The organism is Bacillus sp. SA1-12, assembly GCF_000981385.1.
GTDB lineage: Bacteria > Bacillota > Bacilli > Bacillales > Bacillaceae > Metabacillus.
The window spans coordinates 155,804-179,111 of record NZ_LATZ01000006.1; the positions used below are offsets into that span (position 1 = coordinate 155,804).

Here is a 23,308-nt window from a genome sequence, read left to right on the forward strand (position 1 = left end):
AGGGAACCATGTGGCAGCAATTAGCAGTACATTATTAGAAATTGCGTTTATCTTGTATTTGGTTGCGGTCTTCCTATTCGGCGGCTCAATACGGGATAAACGAAGCAAAACGGATAAAATGAGTAAATGGACGGTTCTTGCCATTGCAACCACGATTATTGGTTTTGCTGTGCAATTAGGCTATTTTATCACAAGATGGATTGCATCAGGTCATGCACCTGTAAGTAATTTATTTGAGTTTACCACAGCATTTGGAATGATGCTTGTACTAGCTTTTATTATTCTTTTCTTTATCTACAGAGTTGCTGTTTTAGGTCTATTTACCTTACCTATTGTTATATTAATTATTGCTTATGGAAGTATGTTTCCATCAGATATTAGCCCTCTGATACCATCATTGCAAAGTCACTGGTTATATATTCACGTGACAACTGCTGCTCTTGGACAGGCGATTCTAGCGATCAGTGCAGTAGCAGGAATTATTCATCTAGTGACGATAGTTGATCAAACGAAATCGACGAAAAAAACATTTTGGTTGGAAGCCGTAATGTATGTCTTAGTTGTTACAATTGGATTTATCATCATAACAACTGCCTTTAGAGCAATGGACTATCAAGCTGAATTCAATTGGGTGGACAAAGAAGGCCAAGATGCTGTCATGGAATTTAATCTCCCTGCTTTAGTTGGACCGCATGAAGGAGAATTATTAACCGAGGGGAAATTTGAACCGTTTGTCGAGCTTCCTGCAATTATTTCAGCACGAAAACTTAATACCGTGATTTGGTCTGTAATAGTTGGGTCGATTTTATATGGGGCATTAAGACTTATTTTCCGCAAACGAATCTCACAGCTTATTAAGCCTTTCACCAAAAACGTCAACTTAGATCTTGTTGATGAAATAGGATACCGTTCCGTTGCCATTGGATTCCCAGTATTCTCGCTTGGCGCATTAATCTTTGCTATGATTTGGGCGCAAATTGCCTGGACTCGTTTTTGGGGATGGGATCCAAAAGAAGTATGGGCTTTGATAACATGGCTGTTTTATGCTGCCTATTTGCATCTGCGGCTTTCAAAAGGCTGGCATGGTGAAAAATCAGCATGGCTTGCCGTAATTGGCTTTGCGATTATTATGTTTAATTTAATTTTTGTAAACTTAGTCATTGCGGGCTTACATTCTTATGCATAAATAATAGTTGATTTAAAATACTAGGTAGATAGACAAAAAAACATGTACTTAGTAGCATGAACATCATTTAACGCTGCTGTCAAAGCCTTCACTCCTATGCAGTGAAGGCTTTTCTTAAAAGTTAAGAAAGTATAAAATTTATATTTGCTTTTGGTGTCTAGCTCTAGGCACCATCGGCGATACGAAGATGTGTAAAGGCCAGTTATATTGATTGATGCCCTAGTTTTTAACTGCCACTGGGGTCTAGCCGAATAGGAATTGAAGGGAAGGTGAAATATCCCTCTATTCCTATTTCAACTTATACTTGTCGCCGAAAGCTTAGCGCCTTGTGCTTTTCTTAAAAAGCAAGAATTTGAATAGGTGCTTACGTGATTCTAAATTAGGGAGGGCTTTCTAATGGAAGAGAACCAAAATGGAAGAATTTTAGTTGTTGATGATGAGGACCGTATTCGCAGACTATTACGGATGTATTTAGAAAGAGAAAATTATGTAATCGATGAAGCTGAAAATGGCGATGTGGCATTGGAACTTGGATTAAATAATGAATATGATTTGATAATGCTTGATATTATGATGCCTGGTATAGATGGAATTGAGGTTTGTAAACAGCTCCGAGAGAAAAAAGCAACACCAATTATCATGCTAACTGCCAAAGGAGAGGAAGCAAACAGGGTTCAAGGCTTTGAAGTTGGAACAGATGATTATATTGTTAAACCATTTAGCCCCAGAGAAGTTGTTTTACGTGTAAAGGCTCTTCTGAGAAGATCGTCACAAACTTCTTATTTAAAAACAGATACAAAAGCAAAAAATGTAATTGTTTTTCCTCACTTATCAATTGATCATGATGCACATCGAGTAACAGCTGATGGCACGGAGGTTAGCTTAACACCAAAAGAATATGAGCTTTTGTATTTCCTTGCTAAAACTCCGGATAAAGTATACGATCGGGAGAAACTCTTAAAAGAAGTATGGCAATATGAATTTTTCGGCGATTTACGTACAGTTGATACACATGTTAAACGGCTACGCGAAAAATTAAGCAAAGTTTCACCTGAAGCTGCGAAAATGATAGTAACTGTTTGGGGTGTAGGTTACAAATTTGAGGTTAATAATGCATGATACTTTGGAAAAGTGTAGTAGGTAAATTATGGGGAACGATTATTTTACTCGTTTCCTTTGTCTTATTTGTTTTAACTATTCTTATGCTTGAATTCATTGAAAATTACCATGTTGAAGTAGCGGAGAAAGAGCTTGATCAGCTTGCAAATAAGGTATCTGTGATAATGGAGAGTCATGAAGATCAATCGCTTGCAAGGTCAATTACCTGGGAATTAACCGATGAATTAACCCATATTCTAATCGTTAATGACGATGATACCTACTGGAATTCACCGATTGAAGAAAAACAAATCCCTCATTTAGAATTTGAGGATATTTATAAAGATGAAGATCTTGCTGTTGTGTTAACGAAAGACCGTGAAGTAAGCAAAAGAACAAATTTAGAGCAGCCCAATAATGGTGAGGAAGAAGTTTTAGTTGTTGGAGTTCCGTATAAAATTTCTGAAACCGAAACGGGTGCTATTTTTATCTCGCAATCTTTATTAGCTGTTCATGATACAACCAAGGAAACGACAAAGTATATTATTTTAGCAGCTGGGATTGCCATTATTTTAACAACTATATTTGCTTTCTTCTTGTCGACACGTATTACCTATCCATTAAGAAAAATGCGAGAGGTTGCCCAAGAGCTTGCGAAAGGAAAATTTGATACAAAAGTACCGATTATGTCTCAGGATGAGATTGGCGAGCTCGGAATAGCCTTTAATCAAATGGGAAGACAGTTAAAATTCCATATTAATGCCCTTAGTCAGGAAAAAGAGCATTTATCAAATATTTTAAGCAGTATGGCAGATGGTGTTATTACATTGAATATTGATGGGTCAATATTGGTTACAAATCCACCTGCCGAGCGCTTTTTACAGGCTTGGTATTATGAGCAAGGAATGAAAATCCAATCTGGAGAGGAACTACCTCCTGAAGCAAAAGAACTTTTTCATAGAGCGGTTCATTCTGAAAAGGAGCAGGTGCATGAAATAACAATTCAAGGAAGAAGCTGGGTGATTTTAATGAGTCCGCTGTATAATCACTCACATGTCCGCGGTGCAGTAGCAGTCCTTAGAGATATGACAGATGAGCGCCGTTTGGATAAACTCCGAAAGGACTTTATTGCCAATGTCAGTCATGAACTGCGTACTCCTATTTCCATGCTTCAAGGCTACAGTGAGGCAATTATTGATGATATTGCAAGTACTGATGAAGAAAAGCGTGAAATAGCGCAGGTTATTTATGATGAATCATTGCGTATGGGCAGATTGGTGAATGAATTATTAGACTTGGCTCGAATGGAAGCAGGTCATATTTCTTTGAATATAGAAGAGGTATCTGTCCTGACATTTATTGATAAAATTAATCGTAAGTTTCAGGGGCTTGCAAAGGAAAAAATGATAACACTGCAAGCAGATATTGGGTTAGATGATCCTTACTTTTTATTTGACCCTGACCGTATTGAACAAGTATTAACAAATTTAATTGATAATGCTATTCGCCATACATCTGAAAATGGTACAGTTGCTATTACTGCGGCAGATAATGATGAGGGAATCTTGATTAAAGTCAGGGATTCAGGAAGCGGCATACCAGAAGAGGATTTACCTTTTGTATTTGAACGTTTTTATAAAGCGGATAAAGCGAGAACAAGGGGAAGAACTGGAACTGGACTTGGCTTAGCGATAGCCAAGAATATCGTTGAGGCACATAAGGGGAAAATTCAAGTTCATAGTAAAATTGGAGAAGGTACGACATTTAGTATCTTTTTACCGCGAAATAACCATGTTTCTGAATAAGTTTGACGAACAATCTTGTTTCATAAGAAACAAATTTCTTATTTTTATACCTAGCCTATTCAAAAGAGTAGTCTAGGTTTTCTACATGTAACAATTGGCAATTGAGTTCGGCAGGCAAAATAATCCTTGAAAATTCCAAGTCCGCCGGCCTAAATGTAGAGATAATCAATAGACTAGTTAAACAGAGCAAAATAAATTTAAAGGATATTAAAAATGCAGATCGAAAATATATTGAAGAATAGAGCGATACATACCTTAGATAGGGAGTTGCGGCAATGAATTTATATACAAAAACAGGTGATAAAGGAAAAACCAGTATCATTGGTGGCAGAGTGGATAAAGACCATTTGCGTGTTGAAGCTTATGGTACAATTGATGAGGCAAATTCTTTTGTTGGTCAGGCGATGACAATGCTAAAAGACCCTATGTTCAATGATATTTATCATGAATTAGAAAAAATTCAACATGAGTTGTTTGATTGCGGAGGAGATTTAGCAGTCGTAAAGGAAAAATACCCGTATAAAACAACAGCTGAGATGGTAACATTTTTGGAAGAGAAAATAGATCATTATGTAAAGGAAGCACCTGAATTAGAGAGGTTCATCTTACCTGGAGGCAGTCCGGCTTCAGCTGTTATTCATCTTGCAAGAACGGTAACACGCAGAGCTGAAAGACGTACAGTATCTTTACAAAAGGAAATAGAAATAAATCCATTCGTTTTACAGTACCTAAATCGTTTATCAGATTACTTCTTTGCTATTGCAAGAGTCATTAATTTTCGCTTAGGAGTAAAGGATGTTGAATATGAGAGAAGTGCACTCGTGTTTAAAAGCAAACCTTCGAAAAAAGAACGTGATTAAAGGGTAAACTTTAATTTCATATGGTCAGTCGTCAATCGTTTGATCGTTTTCCAATAAACATTGTGAAAAGGATCGAACGATATTTTTTTATGAAATTTTTATGAGAGACTTCGAGATTGCTAGTAAGTATGCTAAAGTTAACATAGTTGACGTCAAATATTACATAATTATTTCAAAATTATTTTCTTTTCAAAAAGCGCAACTTTTCCAATTTGTTATCGACTAAATAAACGAATGGAGGGGCATTCATGGAGGATACCTTTCAGAGAATATATGAAAAATATCACCAAGATTTATTTCAGTTCCTTTTCTATATGGTGAAAAATCGTGAGCAGGCTGAAGATTTGGTGCAAGAGGTGTATATTCGGGTATTAAAGGCCTATGATAATTTTGAAGGCCGAAGCACAGAAAAGACATGGTTGTTTTCCATAGCTAGGCATGTGGCCATTGATTGGTTTAGAAAACAAAAAACGATTCGCATGCGGATTCTCGAAAAGTTCGATTGGCAAAAACATCAAATTGAGGACCATAAACCGTTGCCAGATGAGATTGCCTTAAAAAATGAAAAAATTCAATGGATGTACCGGTCACTTGATGCATGCTCTTTTGACCAGCGCGCTGTGCTTATTTTACGATATCTTCAGGAACTATCCATTACCGAAACAGCTGAAGCACTTGGATGGACATCTAGTAAGGTAAAGACAACTCAGCATCGTGCGCTAAAACAGCTGCAAAAACAAATGATGATTATTTCAAAGGAGGGGCTATCAGTTGAAAAGACAGGATTGGAATGAAGAACAGCTCAAACAGCTTTTGAAGCAGCTACCCTCTGTTAAGGATAAACAAACGTCAGAGGACATCTATCAGAGTATTCTTTCTAAACAGCAGCAGGGGAAAAAATCGAGAACTTGGATGGCACCGGCAATTGCTGCTGTTGCCGCATTGTTTATTTTCGCTTTGCTTTCTCCATTGTTCTTTCAAAGCTTTCAGACAAATGAAGAGAGTTCGATGGATATGTCTTCCCAATCAACAACAGAGGGTTCAGCAAAATCACAACAATCATCAGATAACAATGAGCAAATAGCTGAAGCACGAAAAGATTCAGAGAACAAGGAACTTGCTAAAGCTTCTTTACTAAATGAAAAGCAAGATACATTTGTAACTGCTGCAAGTGAGGAGGAAGACGTTATTACTGTTGGTTTTACAGATTCTGAAGCTAAAAACATTCTGCCTGTAAGTCTTGTCGTAAACAAAAAGCAGGATAAGCTGGAGCAAATCGAAGAGGTAAATCCAGAAGTATATAAGGAAGAGCTTGGGCCGATTACCTATGAGTTAAGCGAAACTGAATTTTCAGAGACAGGAAAACCTGAGGAAATTACAATTGATTATAAGGGTGTGCCGAATTTGTCTTCATCGACAAATGATGTATTATATCAAAATGCAATTATCGAAACTTTTAAATGGCTTAATTATAAAAGAGTAAACCTTTATACAAATCAAAAAGAAGGCATTGAATTCGGTCAATCAGGCCCTAAAAATAATTTAGATGTGAGTCAAGAAACGCAAAAAGCATATTTCCTCTATCAATTCGATGAAAATACATTAAAGCTACTCGTGCCATCACCTAATTCATATGATTCAATTAAAGGAGCTCTGGATGCGATGAAGCAAGGGATTGAAGAGAATAACCTTCAACCAACGATATTGAAAACTGTTACAAATATAAATTCAATTCCAAAAGGTGACCTGCTTGAAATTGAGTTTAATCAAGATGCTGGTTTGGAGGATAGTGAAGATTCAATTATTATGTTAGAAGCTGTGTTAATGACAGCAAAAGAATTTGGCTATCATACGGTTCAGTTTAAAGGAATTAAAACTAATCGGATTGGGGAAATGGATGTTACAAAACCGATTGAAGTACCTTTTTCACCAAATCCGATCAAAACGAATTAGAGAGGCTCAATCAAGAGTCTCTTTTTTTAATGTCCAGCTCTGATAGTCTAGCCATTCTATAAAGGAAGGTAAAGAAAGCCTGCATTAAAAATGGCTTATTGGCGCGAGTCCGGACAAGTCAATTTTGTATTCGTATGTATAGAAAGGAAATAAATGTTATATACTAACTCTTGTTCTTTTCCAAGACAAGCTTCCATACAATGTCCCTGTAGTTTTTCATGAATTCGAGTTCATTTAGAAGTAATTTTCACTTTCACTAAATTGAAAATAGCTTTAAAAAATGTAGGGGGAGAAAAATGCTAGTAAATGTAAAAAAGTTATGGTTCATCATAATGTTTGGGCTATTTATAGGAATAACCTTTGGCATACATAATCAGGTAGAGGCACAATCTTACATAGATGAATTAGAAGATAACTGGGTTCAGCCAGTTGATGGTGTTATTACAGATACATTCGGAACAAGGAATGGAAATCATAAAGGAATTGATATTGCCGCACCTGATGGAGAGAAAATCGTCTCTGTATCCGCAGGAAACGTAAAAAAATCGTATTATTCCGATACATACGGGCATGTTGTTTTTGTTGAACATCCAGAGGGCTATGAAACGGTATATGCTCATTTGAGTAAAAGGCTCGTTAGCGAAGGTGAGAAAGTACAAAAAGGACAAACAATTGGCATTATTGGAAATACAGGAATCTCAACAGGAACACATTTACATTTTGAACTACATGAAGGCGAATGGACATATGAAAAAGAACATGCATTAGACCCTATTTTTGTTTTTGGCTTGTCAAATGAAACGGTTCGTTCAGAAGACAAACAAGCTTCTGAGTCTTCTAAGGAAAAAACAGAATCAGCTGTATTTAAAGAGGAAACTGCAAATACAGAGCTTCAGTCGACTACAATAATAAAGTCTCAAGAAAACCATGGAAAAGAGCAAGAAATGAACAAAAAGGTGATAACGATCATGAAGGGAGATACGTTATGGAAAGTATCTCAAATTCATAAGGTAACGGTCCATTCACTCCAGAAATGGAATAAACTTGAATCAACTCTCATCTATCCGGGGCAAAAACTTATCATTTATGTCAATAAGCAAAATAATTATGCATGGCAATCCGGCAACATACCAGTTAAGCGCTAATTATGTTTAGCTGTGTCAGCTTTTTTAAATGGTGAAAATCGAGAAATGGATGATTCAAAGTCAAAATAACATATCTTTTTAAAAAAGGAATTTTTTCGAACATTGAATCATCCCCTTCTAGAATTAAAATTATTACAGGTCAATGGTTTTAATAGAAACAATGTCATCAAATGCAGCGATCTTACCTGTTAAACCATCATCTAAAGCTCGATCGAAAGCTAACATCATAATCGCTTCTCCGCCTTTTTCTTTACGTCCAACCTGCATGGCTGCAATATTGATTTCATGATCACCTAATACCTTACCAACACGGCCAATAACACCCGGCTTATCCTGGTGTTGAATATATAACAAATGACCAGTGGGGTAGAAATCAATTTTAAAATCATTAATACCTACTATTCGTTCTCCATAATGGGGGACATGGGTACCCTTTAAAACAAAAGTTTGCTTATCACTGAATACTTTAACTTCTATCAAGTTCTCATAGCCTGATTTTGAAGAGGAAATTTTCTCACTAAACGTAATTCCTCTTTCCTTAGCAATCATACCTGCATTTACTTCGTTAACTGAAATGTCGACTCGAGCATCTAAAAATCCTGCTAATAAGGCTTTTGTGATAAATGATGTTTCAATCTCAGCTACAGGTCCTTCGTATTGAATGGAAATTTCTTGAACGGGGACTTTCATGCATTGTGAAACAATATTTCCCATTTTTTTGGCTAAATGAAAAAAAGGTTGAATTTTATCAAAAAGTTCTTTTGTAAGAGTAGGTAAGTTAATGGAAGAGGTCACAGGTTTACTGTCTAAGTAATTTAGTACCTCCTGAGTGACTTGTGCGGCAACGTTTAATTGAGCTTCTTTTGTTGAAGCACCTAAGTGAGGTGTTACAATTACATTATGAAATTCTAGGAGCTTATTATTAAGGGGAGGCTCTACCTCAAAGACGTCGAGAGCAGCACCTGCAACATGGCCTGTTTCAAGATGATAGATTAATCCAGCTTCATCGATAATTCCGCCACGTGCACAATTTAATAAGTAAACACCTTTTTTCGTTTTAGCAATCGTTTCTTTGTTAAGAATGCCACGGGTTTCTTTTATTAGCGGTGTATGAACGGTAATAATATCTGCATTTGCTAATAACTCATTAAACTCACAATTCCTTACACCGATCTTTTCAGCACGTTCTTTCGTAAGGAATGGGTCGTAAACAAGGACATTCATGCCAAATACACGTACACGTTTTGCTAATTCTCCGCCAATTCTGCCAAAACCAATAATACCTAAGGATTTTCCAAATAATTCAGTTCCAACAAATGAATGTCGATTCCACTTATTTGATTTAACTGTCATATTGGCTTGAGGGATGTGACGAACTAATGATGCCATCATTGCAAAAGTGTGTTCAGTTGTTGAAATGGTGTTTCCGTTTGGTGCATTTATGACAACAACACCATGTTTTGTTGCAGCGTTAACATCAATATTATCAACGCCAACACCTGCGCGGCCCACAATTTTAAGATTCGTCATTTCTTTCAATAATTCTGCTGTAACCTTTGTTGCACTTCTAACAAGGAGGGCATCGAATAGATGAAGATCTTTCGTTACTTCGTCAACCTTTTTTTGCACAACATGAATATGCGATGCTTCTAATAAAGGCTGCAATCCCTCACTGCTTATTGAGTCGGAAACAAGGATATGAATCATTTTTATGATCCTCCTACAGGCCAGAATAATTTTCAGATAATTTACCATATTAAGGGGATTTTGTCAAAAGGTCTTTAAAGCATGAAAGTGTGAAAAGTCTCAAGTAGGACCTTTTGTTTTCCTCTGTATCCGAACACATTTTAAATGGTAGTACTAGGTGTTTTCACAGCATTTATGCACTTGAATGTTCCTTTGTCATGTTTGCCTCCCGCAAATTATTCATCGTTAAAATTAAAAAACCCTCTGCATTAAATGCGGAGGGTACCATTAACTATTCAAATTTTAACGCGTCACCGTCAAATTTTTCATCAGCAATTTTAATTGAATCTGTTGGGCAGCCTTCAAAAGCATCCATCATATCTTCTTCAAGTTCTTCCGGTACTTCTACAATGCCTTGGTTATCATCTAAGGTAACGAATGCGATACCTTCATCATCATAATCATAAATGTCTGGTGCTGCAGCGCCACATGCTCCACAAGCGATACATGTGTCTTTGTCAACGATCGTATATTTTGCCATTAAAACTAAACCTCCTGAAAAAATTAATACCATATCTTCATTATATGGTAGAACTTAAATGCTTGAGTCAATTCTTTTTAAACAATATCAACTTCTGCTGTTCCTATTTAGTATTGTAAATCTGTTTTTTAGACATTTCAATAAAAAACTCTGATGAGAATACTTATCATAGTGAAAACATTGGGAAAAATAAACCTATTTTGTGAACGTAGGACTAAAAATTTGTTAAAATAAAGAAGATGATCGAATATTGTCAAACAATGTTAGGTGATGAAATGAAACATAGTTATTTCTATCTTGTTTTGCTTTATTGTTTTAAGCAATTTAAAGGAGAGAGATCTCTCTCCGCTATTTATCATTTGCTTAATGGAAAAAAATCTTCACAAACAATTCAAGATGGCAAACTTTTTAATTTATCTCATATGTTTAATCTTTTCCCAAGGTTGTCTCGTCAATACTTAAATGAAGCATGTGAAGAATTGATACAGGAAGGTTTGCTTGAATTTTTACCTAATCAGCATTATTCTGTTACAGATAAAGGTAACTTCGTATTAAATGAAGGGATGGCCCAAAGGCCATTACCTGCTAACTTAAATGGATGGGAATATGGTGATCTTGGCAGGATTTTTTGGAGAAGGCTGTCGCTGCTTGTACAGGTCTTATCTAATATTGTTTATGAGAGAAGGAAGTATCTTCCTTTAACGAAAAATCAAGAGGATTTACAGTGGTTAAAATCATTTTTAATGCAGATTTCTATTTCAAAGAAGCGGCTTGCTGATGATATTTATAAAGAGATAAAAGAAGCTCTTTTACTTCAGACAACAACTGAAGCAGCCATTTTCACTCAGAGACTTACATCAAGTCAAACGATTGGGCTCACGTTTGAACAAATTGCCAGAAAACATAACGAAGATCCAACATATGTTTTTTTATTATTTTGGAATGTTATTCATTCAATGTTTCTATTCCAAACGGAAAAGCGGGACAGTATCTTTCATGCGATCATTAAAGATAAGCGGCAAAATAATATCCTAACATCTTCGACGGCAAAAACGCGCTCCTATTTATTGCAAGGGAATACCCTGCAGCAAATCGCTGCGATTCGAAAGTTAAAAATAAGTACAATTGAAGACCATATTGTCGAAATAACGTTACATGATCAGTCTTTTACACCTTCTGCTTTTTTATCAACAGAAGATTTTGAGGAGATTAGCAAGGCAATTGAATCCCTTCATACACACCAATTGAAAAAAGTAAAGGAGTACTTAAATCATAAGTACAGCTACTTTCAAATTAGACTTGCTTATGCGATCAATGGGAGGAACGGATGAACAAACAAATTGAAAACATCTTAAAAACTTACTTCCAGCTAGATCACTTTCGAACAGGGCAATTAGAGATTATTGAAGCAGTTATACAAAAACATGATGTGTTAGCAATGCTGCCGACAGGCGGGGGAAAGTCACTTTGTTATCAGCTTCCTGCCTATATATTGAACGGGCCAATCTTAATAGTATCCCCCTTATTATCGTTAATGGAAGATCAAGTGGAACAAATTAAACTCAGGGGAGAAAAGAGAGTTATTGCTCTAAACAGTACCATTTCAATAAAAGAAAGAAAAAGATATCTAACATCTTTAAAACAGTATCGGTATATTTATGCATCACCAGAAATCTTGCAATCAGAAAATGTACTTCGTGCTTTAAAAGATGCAAAGATATCATTGTTTGTAGTGGATGAGGCACATTGTATTTCACAATGGGGGCATGATTTCAGGCCGGATTATTCAAAACTTGGGTCAATTATTAAAGAATTAGATCATCCTCCTTGTTTGGCATTAACTGCAACTGCAACAAAGGAAGTGGTAGAAGATATAAAAAAAACACTCCTATTCCGTTCACAAAGCAAGACGTTTATTTATTCTATTAATAGGCCGAATATTGCATTAACTGTTGAAAAACATGCTTCAATCGACGAAAAAATTGAGCGAATTCTTACTTTAGTTCGGTCATTAAAGGGGCCTGGAGTCATATATTGTTCAAGTAGGTTATGGGCTGAACGACTTGCACAGATTCTTATTAATGCTGGTTTCAGTGAAATTGGCTATTATCATGGAGGAATGGATCAGGAGCAGAGAATTTTGATTCAGCAGCAGTTTTTATATGACCAACTTCAGGTTGTTTGTTGTACGAATGCTTTTGGAATGGGTATAAATAAACAAAATATACGTTTTGTGATCCATTTCCATTTCCCCTCCCAGCTAGAATCTTACATGCAGGAAATTGGCAGGGCAGGTCGTGATGGACTTCCTAGCTTAGCGATAACACTGTTAACAGAAAGTGATTATGAAGTACCAAGGATATTAGTTGAATCTGAATTTCCTTCATATGAAAAGCTGTACCGTACGATCTATTACTTACAAGAAAAAAACCAACAATCAATAACCTTTGATGAGATTCAAATGCAATGTGGTTTAACAGAAATTCAATGGCGATACCTTGAATATCACCTAAGTACATTTCGAAGCCTTGATCTTTATCCGGAAACTCTTGTATCCCGCATTTGGACTGAGATTGAAACCAGGGTGTTGCTTAAACATAAAAAATTAAAAATAATGACCGATTGGCTTAACTTTGAGGGATGTAAAAGACAAGAGCTTTTAGCTTATTTTAATGAACAGGTCCCCATTCACACTGTTGAAAATTGCTGTGATTTTTGTGGCATAACCCTTAAGGACTTTGAAGGGAAAAGTGACTCCCAAAAACAAACAGCAGAATTAGATTGGGAGAGGGAATTATATGCGATATTTCATAAGGCGAGTGATTAATGTTTGTTTAAAAAGCAAAATGAACTAATCAAACATCTAACAGATAAACAAATTGTTCAAAATTTATATTTTACACAATTTTTAATATTGGTATTCTCGACGATTTCAGGTATATTTTTATTCGATTCAGTTAAAGAATTTATGGATCTATGGAGGGTTACAAATAATTCATTTATCATATATGGAATAGCAACTGCAATTATTGTTATCTTTGTTGACTTTATTATCATGAAGCTAGTACCGAAACATTTCATTGATGATGGAGGTATAAATGAAAGACTCTTTGCTAAAAGGAGTTTCCCTCATATTGTTTTCCTAACCTTGTTAATAGCCATTTCAGAGGAAATTTTGTTTCGCGGTGTGCTGCAAACACATTTAGGTATATGGACTGCAAGTTTAATTTTTGCTGTTTTACATTTTCGCTACTTATCAAAATCGATTTTATTTACAATGGTCGTGGCAATTAGTTTCTTGTTAGGTATTGTATATGACATAACAGATACATTATATACAACCATTATTGCTCATTTTTTAATTGATTTAGTCTTTGCAATTCAAATCAGGTTGAATTATTTAAAAGAGGTGAGAGAAGGAAATGAGTGAATTTGATCAACGCTCTGACCAAGCGAGAAACTTACGATCTCAGATGATCGATGACTATAAAGAAATACATGGCGATTTTCCTCCACGCTCTAAAGTTCATAAGGATAATGTGAAAAAGAAAAAACCAAAAATGAAATATCCAATCATTAGTATATTAGCTTTACTCTTTGTTATGCTGCCGATCCTTTTTTTGTTCATAACAACCTATTACAGCAATCGTGATCACGAGTCTGCTGATGGAGAAAGCCTTTCAGGAAATGAAACGGTTTTTGTTGCGACAGAAGCACAAGAAGATGAAGAACAAGGGTCAAGTTCTTTGGAAACAAGTGAACCAATTGATGAAACAAAAGAAGAGGATCCTGTCCAAACTGATGATTCAAGCAATACTAATCAACAGCAAACTGAACCTAATGATGGGGACGTACAATATACAAATGATACTGTCAAAGAGGATGATGATACAAATGAAAGTGAGGAAACGGATAGCACTCATTATCGAGAAGTCATCACTCATAAAGTAGCTGCAAATGAAACACTCTTTAAAATAGCGATTAAGTATTATAATAGTCGTTCAGGCGAAGAAATTATTCGAGAATATAACAATTTACAAGGTGATACTGTTTTTGAAGGTCAAGTTTTAAAAATTCCTTTAAAATAATACATTTTAAACTAAATAAGAGTTTAAAGCATTTTGATCTTACTGAAACCTTATATTGAATTCAAAAGAAGTAATGAAGATGTGAATAAAGGGATAACGGACATAAAGAACTGCCGAGCGATTGAAGCCTGAGTCAGGAGAAACGTGGGCGGTGGCGATTTATGCATGATAAGTTTTGCTTACCATCAGAGGATGAAGCACATCCCACTGATGGAAGTCTCATTTTTTATCTACTCATATCTGTGTGGACGACTTCATACAATGTATTAACAGTAAGAATCGTTGTATGAGGGGAAGTGGACGTTATAGAAACTCGAATTCAGCTGCTTAAAGATCATACTGACGAACCGACCAAAAAAATGCTCCATCATTTAGTTGAGCGGAAAAGAAAATTGGAGAATTATAAAAACAAATGCTTTCAGGCACAATTTTTCACCTTTGTGCTGCTAATGGGCTTTATTGTTTACGTATATGCTTTTATTATTAAACCTGCTGGCAGTCAAATTGGGATCATTTTTCATAAGTTGTTTGATGGTACGTATCATATTTTGGTTGTTTTACTTATTGTCGCAGGTTATGCTACTGCACAATTTTATAAAAAGAAAGAAGAAAAAGCTGAAACTGAATACCATAACTTAAGATGTGAAGTGATCAAAAAAAGTGCAGATTTATGGCCGCAGCCAACTCAGTGGAAAAATCGCCATGAAGTGTTTTCGATGATGAAGAATGAATATGATATTAATTTGTTTCATGAGAGCAAGTAAATGATTACTTTCTACGTTTCCCCTTCTTTTCATATATTTGAAATAGAGGGGATTTTTATTATGTAGTGTGATATAATTCACTTTTACCAACAATAAACAATTTTATTGGTTTTCTAGTTATAAATTTCCAGAGGTGTTTCCCTTGTTGAAAATAATCATATTTTGCTTACCGGTACTGATGTTACTTTTGATGATAGTCATGCTTATAAAAGCTAAAGAAAATCATTTAACAAAACACACATTAAGCTTTAATGAATTTCCAAAAAGCTTTGGAAAATTTACGATTTTTTTCATTTCAGATATTCATAGAAGAACAATTTCTACTAAATTATTAGAGCAGCTTCCATCCTCGGTTAATTTAGTGATTATCGGCGGTGATTTAACGGAGTCGGGCGTGCCTTTTCAAAGAGTTGAGCAAAATTTAATTGTTTTGAAAAAAATTGCCCCAGTTTATTTTGTTTTTGGCAATAATGATTATGAAGTTGGTAAAGAAAGACTTGAACACTTACTAAAAAATCATGGTGTAACGATTCTTAATAATACAACAGCAACGATATCGTCAAAGAACCGAGAAAAATTGGTCCTTCTAGGAGTAGAGGATATGAGTATGGAAAGAGATAGACTTGATCTTGCCTTAGAACATTCTCCTAAAACCGATTTTAGATTATTAATAAGTCATAATCCGGAGATTTACGATCAAGTTAGGAAATCAGACAGAATATCTTTTATCATAGGCGGTCATACACATGGAGGCCAAATACGCTTGTTTGGTTTAGGGTTGTACAAAAAGGGAAAGCTTCACTCGCTGCCGAATGCAACACTCCTAATAAGTAATGGATACGGTACATCGGGTTTACCACTTAGGCTGGGTGCACCTGCAGAGGCACATATTATCCAGCTTAAGAATCCTGGTATAAAAACATAAATTTAATATGTAAAAAGGATGATTACCAGCATCATCCTTTTTTGGATGAGTCGGATTTTCACTTTTGGGGGAACGAAATGACTAATCAAGAAGGCAAATATAATATAAAAGCTGCTTCCAAGCTTCTTGGAATTCAGTCTGGAACATTAAGAGCTTGGGAAAGAAGGTATAAAGTCATTGCACCAAAAAGGAATGAATCAGGTCATCGACTTTATACGGAAGAACATATCCAAACATTAAAATGGTTAATTAATAAGGTAGATAACGGGTTTACGATTAGCCAAGCAATTAATCTTTTAGAAAATGCCAATTATCACAAGTTAATGGATCGCATGGCTAATGCTGACCAATCTATTGAGTTAATGGACAACCTCCTAGATTCTCTCCTTCAATTTGATGAAAGCCTTGCGAATGATTGTTTAAATAAAGCGTTTAGTCTTTTTACATTTGATAAAGTTGTATTTGAGATGATTCCTTATTTACTCTTAAAATTGGATAAGGATGTAAAGACGGAAGTGACAGCTGCAGAGAAACAATTTATTTTTTCTTATTTTCGATCGCGAATCGGGACGATTTTGCATAGCTTACCAGTAGCTGGAATTCTTCCAAAGGCAGTGGCATTATGCGGCCCAGAAGAATCCAGTGAACTTGAATTGCTTATTTTTACGGTATTTTTACGAAGAAAGGGCATTGAGGTGATATACATAGGAGGAAGTATTGATACTTTTGAATTAAATAGTGTATTGAATAAGGTAAAGCCGCAGTATCTCTTTTTATCATGTGTTCTAGATCGTAACAGTGAAAAAACGATAGCTTTGTTAGAAGAACTTTCATCTAGAACGAAACATGTGCAGATTTGTGTGATTAATAGTAGACAAAGTACGTCAAATTATTCACATTTGAAACATAATATACTTGAATTTCAACAACAAAAGTGGGAAAAATGGTTAAAGGAAAATTTGGCACAAAAAAATCAAGAGTAATTACTTGTCTAAAATATGTACAGAGTGTAAACTGTAAAAAATATTAGAACCATCTTATATAAAAATCATACTATGATGATATATAGAGCGTTCTGACGGCAGGAGGGTATGGGATGCGGCTAGAGCGACTGAATTATGATAAAATAAAAATTTTCTTAACAACTGATGATTTGCGAGATCGGGGCCTTACCAAAGAAGACCTCTGGAAAGATTCATTAAAAGTTCACCAACTATTTAGAGACATGATGAATGAAGCAAGTATAGAATTGGGCTTTGAGGCGCATGGTCCGATCGCTGTCGAAGTATATTCACTTCATGCTCAAGGGATGGTTGTCATTGTAACAAATAGTCAGGAAACAGATGAAATTGATGACGATTTTTCTGATGATTATATAGAGATGCAAGTGAAATTGGATGAAAGCTTTGACGTTATTTATGAATATGATTCTTTTGAAGATATTATTCAACTCTCAAATTGTCTATATCAATTAAATGTTACTGAAGGTATGGTTATTTTCTTTCAACAACGATATTACCTGCTCTTAAGTGATGATCAGGAAATGGAACTTGACGATTTAGTTGCGATTTTGGCTGAGTATGGAAGTCCATCTACATTAACTGTCCATAGATTAAAAGAATATGGAAAAATCATATTAGAAGAAAATGCGATCAACGAAATTTATCAGCATTTTTGTAAGAACAAAGGTGAATAGTCTTAATTGATTTTAAGAAGATGACTCAGAAACGTGGTTGCCATAAAATGGCTAAACCAATAGGTTTTGAGGTATCTTCTTTTTCATTTTTCCATTAAGTGATAACTTTATTTAAATAGGACAAAATACAATTACTAAGAAGTTAATTTACATTTCATGTAACGGTAAGCACCTATTTTGAAATCGTTTACGAATTAGAAAATGAAATTATGATAAATATGATTTTTCTTCTTTGCATAAGCATTTTTAAAGTGTATACTATGTCATGAAAGGTGGACATTCTTTCATTTACTGATAAGATTTAGGAGGTTAGCTTAAATGGTAGCCGAGAAAAGCACCGGTGATAAAAATGATAAACTTGATGTGTTGAAATCTACACAAACGGTGATACATAATGCGCTAGAAAAACTTGGATATCCCGAAGAAGTATATGAACTATTGAAGGAACCGCTCAGATTAATGACTGTTAAAATTCCTGTTCGTATGGATGATGGGTCAGTAAAGGTGTTTACTGGATATCGTGCCCAACATAATGATGCAGTTGGTCCAACAAAAGGTGGAATTAGATTTCACCCAAATGTTACCGAAAAAGAAGTAAAGGCGCTTTCAATTTGGATGAGTTTGAAGTGCGGTATTGTTGACCTTCCATATGGCGGCGGTAAGGGCGGCATTGTCTGTGACCCAAGGGATATGTCATTTAGAGAGCTAGAGCGACTAAGTAGGGGCTATGTCCGAGCAATAAGCCAAATTGTAGGGCCTACAAAGGATATACCGGCACCTGATGTCTTTACAAATTCACAAATTATGGCGTGGATGATGGATGAGTACAGTCGAATTGATGAATTTAACTCCCCTGGTTTTATTACAGGAAAACCTTTAGTTTTAGGCGGTTCTCATGGACGTGAATCTGCTACTGCTAAGGGAGTAACAATTTGTATTCGTGAAGCTGCTAAGAAAAAGGGCATTAAGCTTGAAGGTGCCAGAGTTGTTGTACAAGGCTTCGGTAATGCGGGGAGTTATCTGTCAAAATTCATGCATGATGCTGGTGCGAAAATTGTTGGTATTTCCGACGCATATGGCGGACTCCATGATCCTAATGGTTTAGATATTGATTATTTACTTGATCGACGTGACAGTTTCGGTACAGTTACGAAGCTGTTTAATGATACAATTACAAATAAAGAATTACTTGAGCTTGATTGTGATATTCTTGTTCCGGCAGCAATTGAAAATCAAATTACCGAAGAAAATGCCGGAAATATAAGAGCAAGCATTGTTGTTGAGGCAGCAAACGGACCAACTACTCTTGAAGGAACAAGAATTCTTTCTGAACGAGGTATTTTATTAGTTCCAGATGTATTAGCTAGTGCAGGTGGTGTGACGGTTTCTTATTTCGAATGGGTTCAAAATAACCAAGGTTATTATTGGACAGAAGAAGAAGTGGAAGAGAAACTTGAGAAGGTAATGGTAAAATCATTTAATAATATTTATGAAACAAGCCAAAACCGACGTGTTGATATGCGTTTAGCTGCCTACATGGTAGGGGTACGTAAAATGGCGGAGGCTTCAAGGTTTAGAGGCTGGATTTAAGCTATTCTATTTGCAACAAATGATAAAATCTCCTATCATGATGGATAGGAGATTTTTTGTTGACGTAAAATGAACAACAGGAGTGGAGATTGTGATTAGGGAAGAAACAATCATTGTTGGCGGTGGGCCTTGCGGTCTATCTGCTGCAATCGCAATTGAACAAATAGGGATAAAACCATTAGTCATTGAAAAAGGAAATATTGTCAATGCGATTTATCATTATCCAACACATCAAACATTTTTTAGTTCCAGTGATAAACTTGAAATAGGTGAGGTTCCATTTATTACGGAAAATCGAAAGCCATTTCGCAATCAAGCTTTAGCTTATTATCGGGAAGTAGTGCGGAGAAAAGACATTCGCATTCATTCATTTGAAAAAGTTGAAAAAGTTGAGAAAAACGATAACACATTTACAGTATATACCGATAAACAAGTATATGAATCTAAACAAGTTGTTATTGCCACAGGATATTATGATCATCCTAATTATATGAATGTACCTGGAGAGAGTTTACCAAAGGTTTTTCATTATTTTAAGGAGGGGCATCCATACTTTAATAAAGATGTAGTTGTTATTGGCGGGAAAAATTCCAGTGTGGATGCAGCTTTAGAGTTAGTAAAAGCAGGTGCAAGGGTAACAGTGCTGTACCGGGGGAATGATTATTCTCCTAGTATTAAACCATGGATCCTGCCAGAGTTCGAAGCACTTGTCCGAAATGGGCTGATTACAATGGAATTTGAAGCAAACGTTCTTGAAATTAGTGAAGAAACGGTAACCTATGAAGTAAATGGACAGTCAAAAAAAATAAAAAATGATTTTGTGTTTGCCATGACAGGCTATCATCCTGATCATCAGTTTTTAACAAAAATGGGTATAACAATTGATCCAGAAACAGGAAGGCCAACCTTTAACCCTGATACGATGGAAACTAATATTGAAGGAATTTTTATAGCAGGGGTTATAGCTGCAGGTAATAATGCGAACGAAATATTTATTGAAAATGGCCGCTTCCATGGCCAGCTTATTTATGAGGCAATCAAAGAGAGAAATTAACTGGAAAAGTGAGAGGTGTAAATATCCTCTCACTTTTATCATGGTTAAGAAAATATGAAAATTCCATTAAAGTGATTAGCGTTCATGTATTAGCACGGAAGGATAGGAAGTTCAGTCAGAGCGAATAATGTCTAGTATTTTGACTGCCAGCGCATAGCCTCTACAGTGTCTAGCCAAATTGGAATAGAAGGTAAAACGGTCTTCTCATCTCCAATTTGAATATTTGTCCTAGGTTGAACCAAGGGACCCTGAGCTTTAAATTGAGAATATCTCTTCAAGTTTTTTTCGATCAGTTGTTGTTTCAAGAGCGATCATTAGTTTTAGTCTTGCTTTTTGTCCATTTAATCCATTGCTAAAGATCATGCCTAGTTCTTTTAAGTGCCTTCCACCACCATCATAGCCATAAACGTCTTGAACGATTCCATTAAAGCAGCGGGAAACCAGAACAATAGGAACATCTTTAGATAATAACTTTTTTAAACTTGGAAGCATCATTGGCGGTAAATTACCTTGTCCTAATGCTTCAATGACTAAGCCGTCAAGTTGGAGGTCACCAATCGCATGTAAAAGCGTATCGTCCATTCCGGCAAAAGCTTTAAGTAAGAGCACATTTTTATCAAGTGCAGCTACATGTAAAGGCAGGTTGATGACCGGTTTATGGTGGAAGAAGACACCACTTTTATTAACAATGCCGATCGGTCCATATTGTGGACTTTGAAATGTAGCAATATTACTTGTGTGGGTTTTCGTTACGTTTTTTGCAGTATGAACTTCATCATTCATTACTACGAGAACACCCATATTTTTTGCATTCTCAGAGGTAGCAACTTTAAGTGCTGATAATAAATTATACAAACCATCTGCCCCTAATTCATTGCTTGATCTCATAGCCCCCGTTATTACAATAGGGATTGGCAATGATAAGGTTACGTCAAGAAAGAATGCCGTTTCCTCCAATGTATCTGTACCGTGAGTAATGACAACACCATCAAGAGTTTGTTTCTCAATCATTTCCTCAATATAAGCTTTGATTTGCATCATTTCTTTAGGTGTAATATGTGGAGATGGCAAGTAAAATAATTCTGTTGAAATAATATTTATATCAGGAACATCTTTAATAAGATCAACTAGAGGGTTTTTTTCTCCGGGTTTTACTTCACCGGTCGTTTCATCTTCCTTCATTGATATTGTTCCGCCTGTATGAATTAATAGGATATTTTTCATCACTAGAACCTCCATGTTTGCAAGAATAATCTTACTTTTTATCTATGTTAAAACATTTTCAATTTAACGATAACATGATACGATTAAAAAAGTGATACGTCTAGTGGTTGTGGTTATTTCTACCTATAATTTTATTAACCTTAAGTGAAATTAATCATTTTTACTTAAGGTTGTGTTAGTATAAAAATATCAAATTAGTATAAAGAGATTATAAAGAAAAGAGGCCTGTGAATGATTTCGATTATTTCTGCGGGCATTGCCCCAGGTCTTGCTTTATTATGTTATTTTTATTTGAAAGATCAGTATGAAGCAGAGCCCATTTATATGGTGCTGCGTTCATTTATTTTCGGGGCTTTGCTTGTTTTTCCAATTATGTTTATTCAATATGTGCTGGATGTTGAAATGATTTTTTCTACTAAAGTACTTTATACATTTGTTGCAGTTGGATTTCTTGAAGAGTTTTTTAAATGGTTTATTTTATTTTTTACCATTTATCAGCATGTGCATTTTAATGAGCATTATGATGGAATTGTCTATGGTGTGTCAGTTTCTCTGGGATTTGCATCGTTGGAAAATATTGTATATTTATTTGCGAATGGTGTTGAATATGCTTTAGGAAGGGCGATATTACCAGTTTCCAGCCATGCACTATTCGGAGTTATTATGGGATATTATTTAGGTAAAGGGAAATTTTCTAGCGGTGAGAATAGGATAAAGTGGATCTTGCTTTCATGTATCCTTCCGATATTGCTGCATTCCATTTATGATTCCATCTTGTTAAGCTATTTAAATTGGCGATACATCATGCTTCCATTTATGTTATTTCTTTGGTGGTTTGCCCTTCATAAAGCAAAAAAAGCAAGAGTGAATATGATTGATTCAAAGCTGCCTTAGAGTGCAGCTTTTTTTCATTTATTTTCCGAATGAAAGCTTCTCATTGTTTGTAAAGAACGGTGTTGATAATGGGATGAATTGTTTGAAATGGCTGCTTTGTCATTTAGGATGAATAAAATACCAAAGACTACAAAAAATACGTTTAAGCATTTACATCTACATGAGGAGGCAGCAACATGAGTAATATGCGCATAATGTTGATGGTTGCAGTAGTGACTTTTACATCCGTCACATGTCAATTTTTTTCAATAAATGTCCCTACGACACATGCTTTTTCAGAGCAGACCATTCAAAGAGGTGCAACGGGTAGAGATGTAATTGAATTACAGGCAAGATTACAATATAACGGGTATTATCATGGAACAATTGATGGAGTATACGGTTGGAGTACGTATTGGGCGGTAAGAAACTTTCAGCATATGTTTGGTTTAGAAGAAATAGATGGACTGGTAGGTCCTAAAACAAAACAAATGTTACGGAATTCTACAAAATTCTATATGGATTTTGTTTATCGTCAAATTCATAGCGGCAAACGTTTTACTCATTACGGCGGAGTTCCTTTAGAACTGCAGACCGCACCAAGTCAGCAGCAAATTCAAAAAGCAAGGCAGATAGCTGAACAAAGAAGACAGCAGGAAGAGCAAAGCTATAAGGCAAAGTATGCTCAGCAACAGCAGCAGCAGCAACAGCAGCAACGTCAACAGCAGCAACAGCAGCAGCAACAACGTCAGCAACAGCAGCAGCAGCAACAGCAGCAACGTCAACAGCAGCAACAGCAGCAGCAACAACGTCAGCAACA

22 protein-coding genes are annotated in these 23,308 nt (G+C 35.7%); 19 read left to right on the plus strand and 3 right to left on the minus strand.

Features of this window, described 5'->3' with window-relative positions:
- The first annotated feature begins 10 nt into the window (after positions 1 to 10).
- The 7 genes from ccsB (at position 11) to WQ54_RS06325 (ending at position 8,047) form a co-directional block, all read left to right on the plus strand.
- Positions 11 to 1,186, plus strand: a complete 1,176-nt coding sequence (gene ccsB, locus WQ54_RS06295; protein ID WP_046513654.1) for a c-type cytochrome biogenesis protein CcsB — start codon at positions 11 to 13, stop codon at positions 1,184 to 1,186.
- 396 nt (positions 1,187 to 1,582) lie between these two features.
- Positions 1,583 to 2,305 (plus strand): response regulator transcription factor, encoded by a 723-nt coding sequence (locus tag WQ54_RS06300; protein WP_046513657.1) that lies wholly within the window; start codon positions 1,583 to 1,585, stop codon positions 2,303 to 2,305.
- Positions 2,302 to 4,089: an ATP-binding protein gene (locus WQ54_RS06305; protein WP_046513661.1), complete on the plus strand. Its 1,788-nt coding sequence runs from the start codon at positions 2,302 to 2,304 to the stop codon at positions 4,087 to 4,089. Before WQ54_RS06300 ends, WQ54_RS06305 begins: the two co-directional genes overlap by 4 nt.
- A 275-nt stretch (positions 4,090 to 4,364) precedes the next feature.
- Positions 4,365 to 4,949, plus strand: coding sequence for a cob(I)yrinic acid a,c-diamide adenosyltransferase (locus WQ54_RS06310; RefSeq protein WP_046513664.1), 585 nt, complete (start codon positions 4,365 to 4,367; stop codon positions 4,947 to 4,949).
- Between the two features lie 248 nt (positions 4,950 to 5,197).
- Positions 5,198 to 5,743: an RNA polymerase sigma factor SigX gene (gene sigX, locus WQ54_RS06315; protein WP_046513666.1), complete on the plus strand. Its 546-nt coding sequence runs from the start codon at positions 5,198 to 5,200 to the stop codon at positions 5,741 to 5,743.
- Complete coding sequence (locus WQ54_RS06320) at positions 5,721 to 6,902, plus strand: hypothetical protein (protein WP_046513668.1); 1,182 nt, start codon at positions 5,721 to 5,723, stop codon at positions 6,900 to 6,902. Before sigX ends, WQ54_RS06320 begins: the two co-directional genes overlap by 23 nt.
- Positions 6,903 to 7,198: 296 nt before the next feature.
- Positions 7,199 to 8,047, plus strand: a complete 849-nt coding sequence (locus tag WQ54_RS06325; RefSeq protein WP_052737685.1) for a M23 family metallopeptidase — start codon at positions 7,199 to 7,201, stop codon at positions 8,045 to 8,047.
- 132 nt (positions 8,048 to 8,179) lie between these two features.
- On the opposite strand, the gene serA is transcribed toward WQ54_RS06325, so the two are convergent.
- Both serA and WQ54_RS06335 read right to left on the minus strand, forming a co-directional pair.
- Positions 8,180 to 9,754: a phosphoglycerate dehydrogenase gene (gene serA, locus WQ54_RS06330; protein WP_046513670.1), complete on the minus strand. Its 1,575-nt coding sequence runs from the start codon at positions 9,752 to 9,754 to the stop codon at positions 8,180 to 8,182.
- 271 nt (positions 9,755 to 10,025) lie between these two features.
- The gene (locus WQ54_RS06335) at positions 10,026 to 10,274 is read right to left on the minus strand and encodes a ferredoxin (protein WP_046513673.1); all 249 of its coding nucleotides are present in this window, start codon (positions 10,272 to 10,274) and stop codon (positions 10,026 to 10,028) included.
- Positions 10,275 to 10,549: 275 nt separating this feature from the next.
- On the opposite strand from WQ54_RS06335, the gene WQ54_RS06340 reads away from it, so the two are divergent.
- The 10 genes from WQ54_RS06340 (at position 10,550) to WQ54_RS06385 (ending at position 20,391) form a co-directional block, all read left to right on the plus strand.
- On the plus strand, positions 10,550 to 11,605 hold the full coding sequence (locus tag WQ54_RS06340; RefSeq protein ID WP_046513676.1) for a helix-turn-helix domain-containing protein: 1,056 nt from the start codon (positions 10,550 to 10,552) through the stop codon (positions 11,603 to 11,605).
- On the plus strand, positions 11,602 to 13,101 hold the full coding sequence (locus WQ54_RS06345; RefSeq protein ID WP_046513678.1) for an ATP-dependent DNA helicase RecQ: 1,500 nt from the start codon (positions 11,602 to 11,604) through the stop codon (positions 13,099 to 13,101). Before WQ54_RS06340 ends, WQ54_RS06345 begins: the two co-directional genes overlap by 4 nt.
- A gap of 3 nt (positions 13,102 to 13,104) precedes the next feature.
- The gene (locus WQ54_RS06350; RefSeq protein WP_046513681.1) at positions 13,105 to 13,704 is read left to right on the plus strand and encodes a CPBP family intramembrane glutamic endopeptidase; all 600 of its coding nucleotides are present in this window, start codon (positions 13,105 to 13,107) and stop codon (positions 13,702 to 13,704) included.
- Entirely contained in the window at positions 13,697 to 14,362 is a 666-nt protein-coding gene (locus WQ54_RS06355) for a LysM peptidoglycan-binding domain-containing protein (protein WP_046513684.1), read from the plus strand. Before WQ54_RS06350 ends, WQ54_RS06355 begins: the two co-directional genes overlap by 8 nt.
- A gap of 296 nt (positions 14,363 to 14,658) precedes the next feature.
- Positions 14,659 to 15,126 (plus strand): DUF2663 family protein, encoded by a 468-nt coding sequence (locus WQ54_RS06360; RefSeq protein ID WP_052737686.1) that lies wholly within the window; start codon positions 14,659 to 14,661, stop codon positions 15,124 to 15,126.
- Positions 15,127 to 15,304: 178 nt separating this feature from the next.
- Positions 15,305 to 16,051 carry a metallophosphoesterase gene (locus tag WQ54_RS06365; RefSeq protein WP_046513746.1) on the plus strand — a complete coding sequence of 249 codons (747 nt, stop codon included), beginning with the start codon at positions 15,305 to 15,307 and terminating at the stop codon, positions 16,049 to 16,051.
- 77 nt (positions 16,052 to 16,128) lie between these two features.
- Positions 16,129 to 17,034, plus strand: a complete 906-nt coding sequence (locus WQ54_RS06370) for a MerR family transcriptional regulator (protein ID WP_046513686.1) — start codon at positions 16,129 to 16,131, stop codon at positions 17,032 to 17,034.
- 113 nt (positions 17,035 to 17,147) lie between these two features.
- Positions 17,148 to 17,747 (plus strand): genetic competence negative regulator, encoded by a 600-nt coding sequence (locus WQ54_RS06375; protein ID WP_046513688.1) that lies wholly within the window; start codon positions 17,148 to 17,150, stop codon positions 17,745 to 17,747.
- A 318-nt stretch (positions 17,748 to 18,065) separates the two neighbouring features.
- On the plus strand, positions 18,066 to 19,337 hold the full coding sequence (locus WQ54_RS06380) for a Glu/Leu/Phe/Val dehydrogenase (RefSeq protein ID WP_046513689.1): 1,272 nt from the start codon (positions 18,066 to 18,068) through the stop codon (positions 19,335 to 19,337).
- Between the two features lie 91 nt (positions 19,338 to 19,428).
- Positions 19,429 to 20,391 (plus strand): YpdA family putative bacillithiol disulfide reductase, encoded by a 963-nt coding sequence (locus tag WQ54_RS06385; RefSeq protein WP_046513692.1) that lies wholly within the window; start codon positions 19,429 to 19,431, stop codon positions 20,389 to 20,391.
- 255 nt (positions 20,392 to 20,646) lie between these two features.
- Here the strand turns inward: WQ54_RS06385 and WQ54_RS06390 are convergent, their stop codons facing one another.
- The gene (locus WQ54_RS06390) at positions 20,647 to 21,615 is read right to left on the minus strand and encodes an asparaginase (protein ID WP_046513695.1); all 969 of its coding nucleotides are present in this window, start codon (positions 21,613 to 21,615) and stop codon (positions 20,647 to 20,649) included.
- A gap of 231 nt (positions 21,616 to 21,846) precedes the next feature.
- Between WQ54_RS06390 and prsW the strand changes: the two genes are divergently transcribed.
- A complete protein-coding gene (gene prsW, locus WQ54_RS06395) occupies positions 21,847 to 22,509 on the plus strand; it encodes a glutamic-type intramembrane protease PrsW (protein ID WP_046513698.1) in 663 nt (220 codons plus the stop codon).
- A 185-nt stretch (positions 22,510 to 22,694) separates the two neighbouring features.
- Positions 22,695 to 23,308: peptidoglycan-binding protein (locus WQ54_RS06400; RefSeq protein ID WP_197089556.1), on the plus strand; the 614-nt coding region annotated here is incomplete at its 3' end.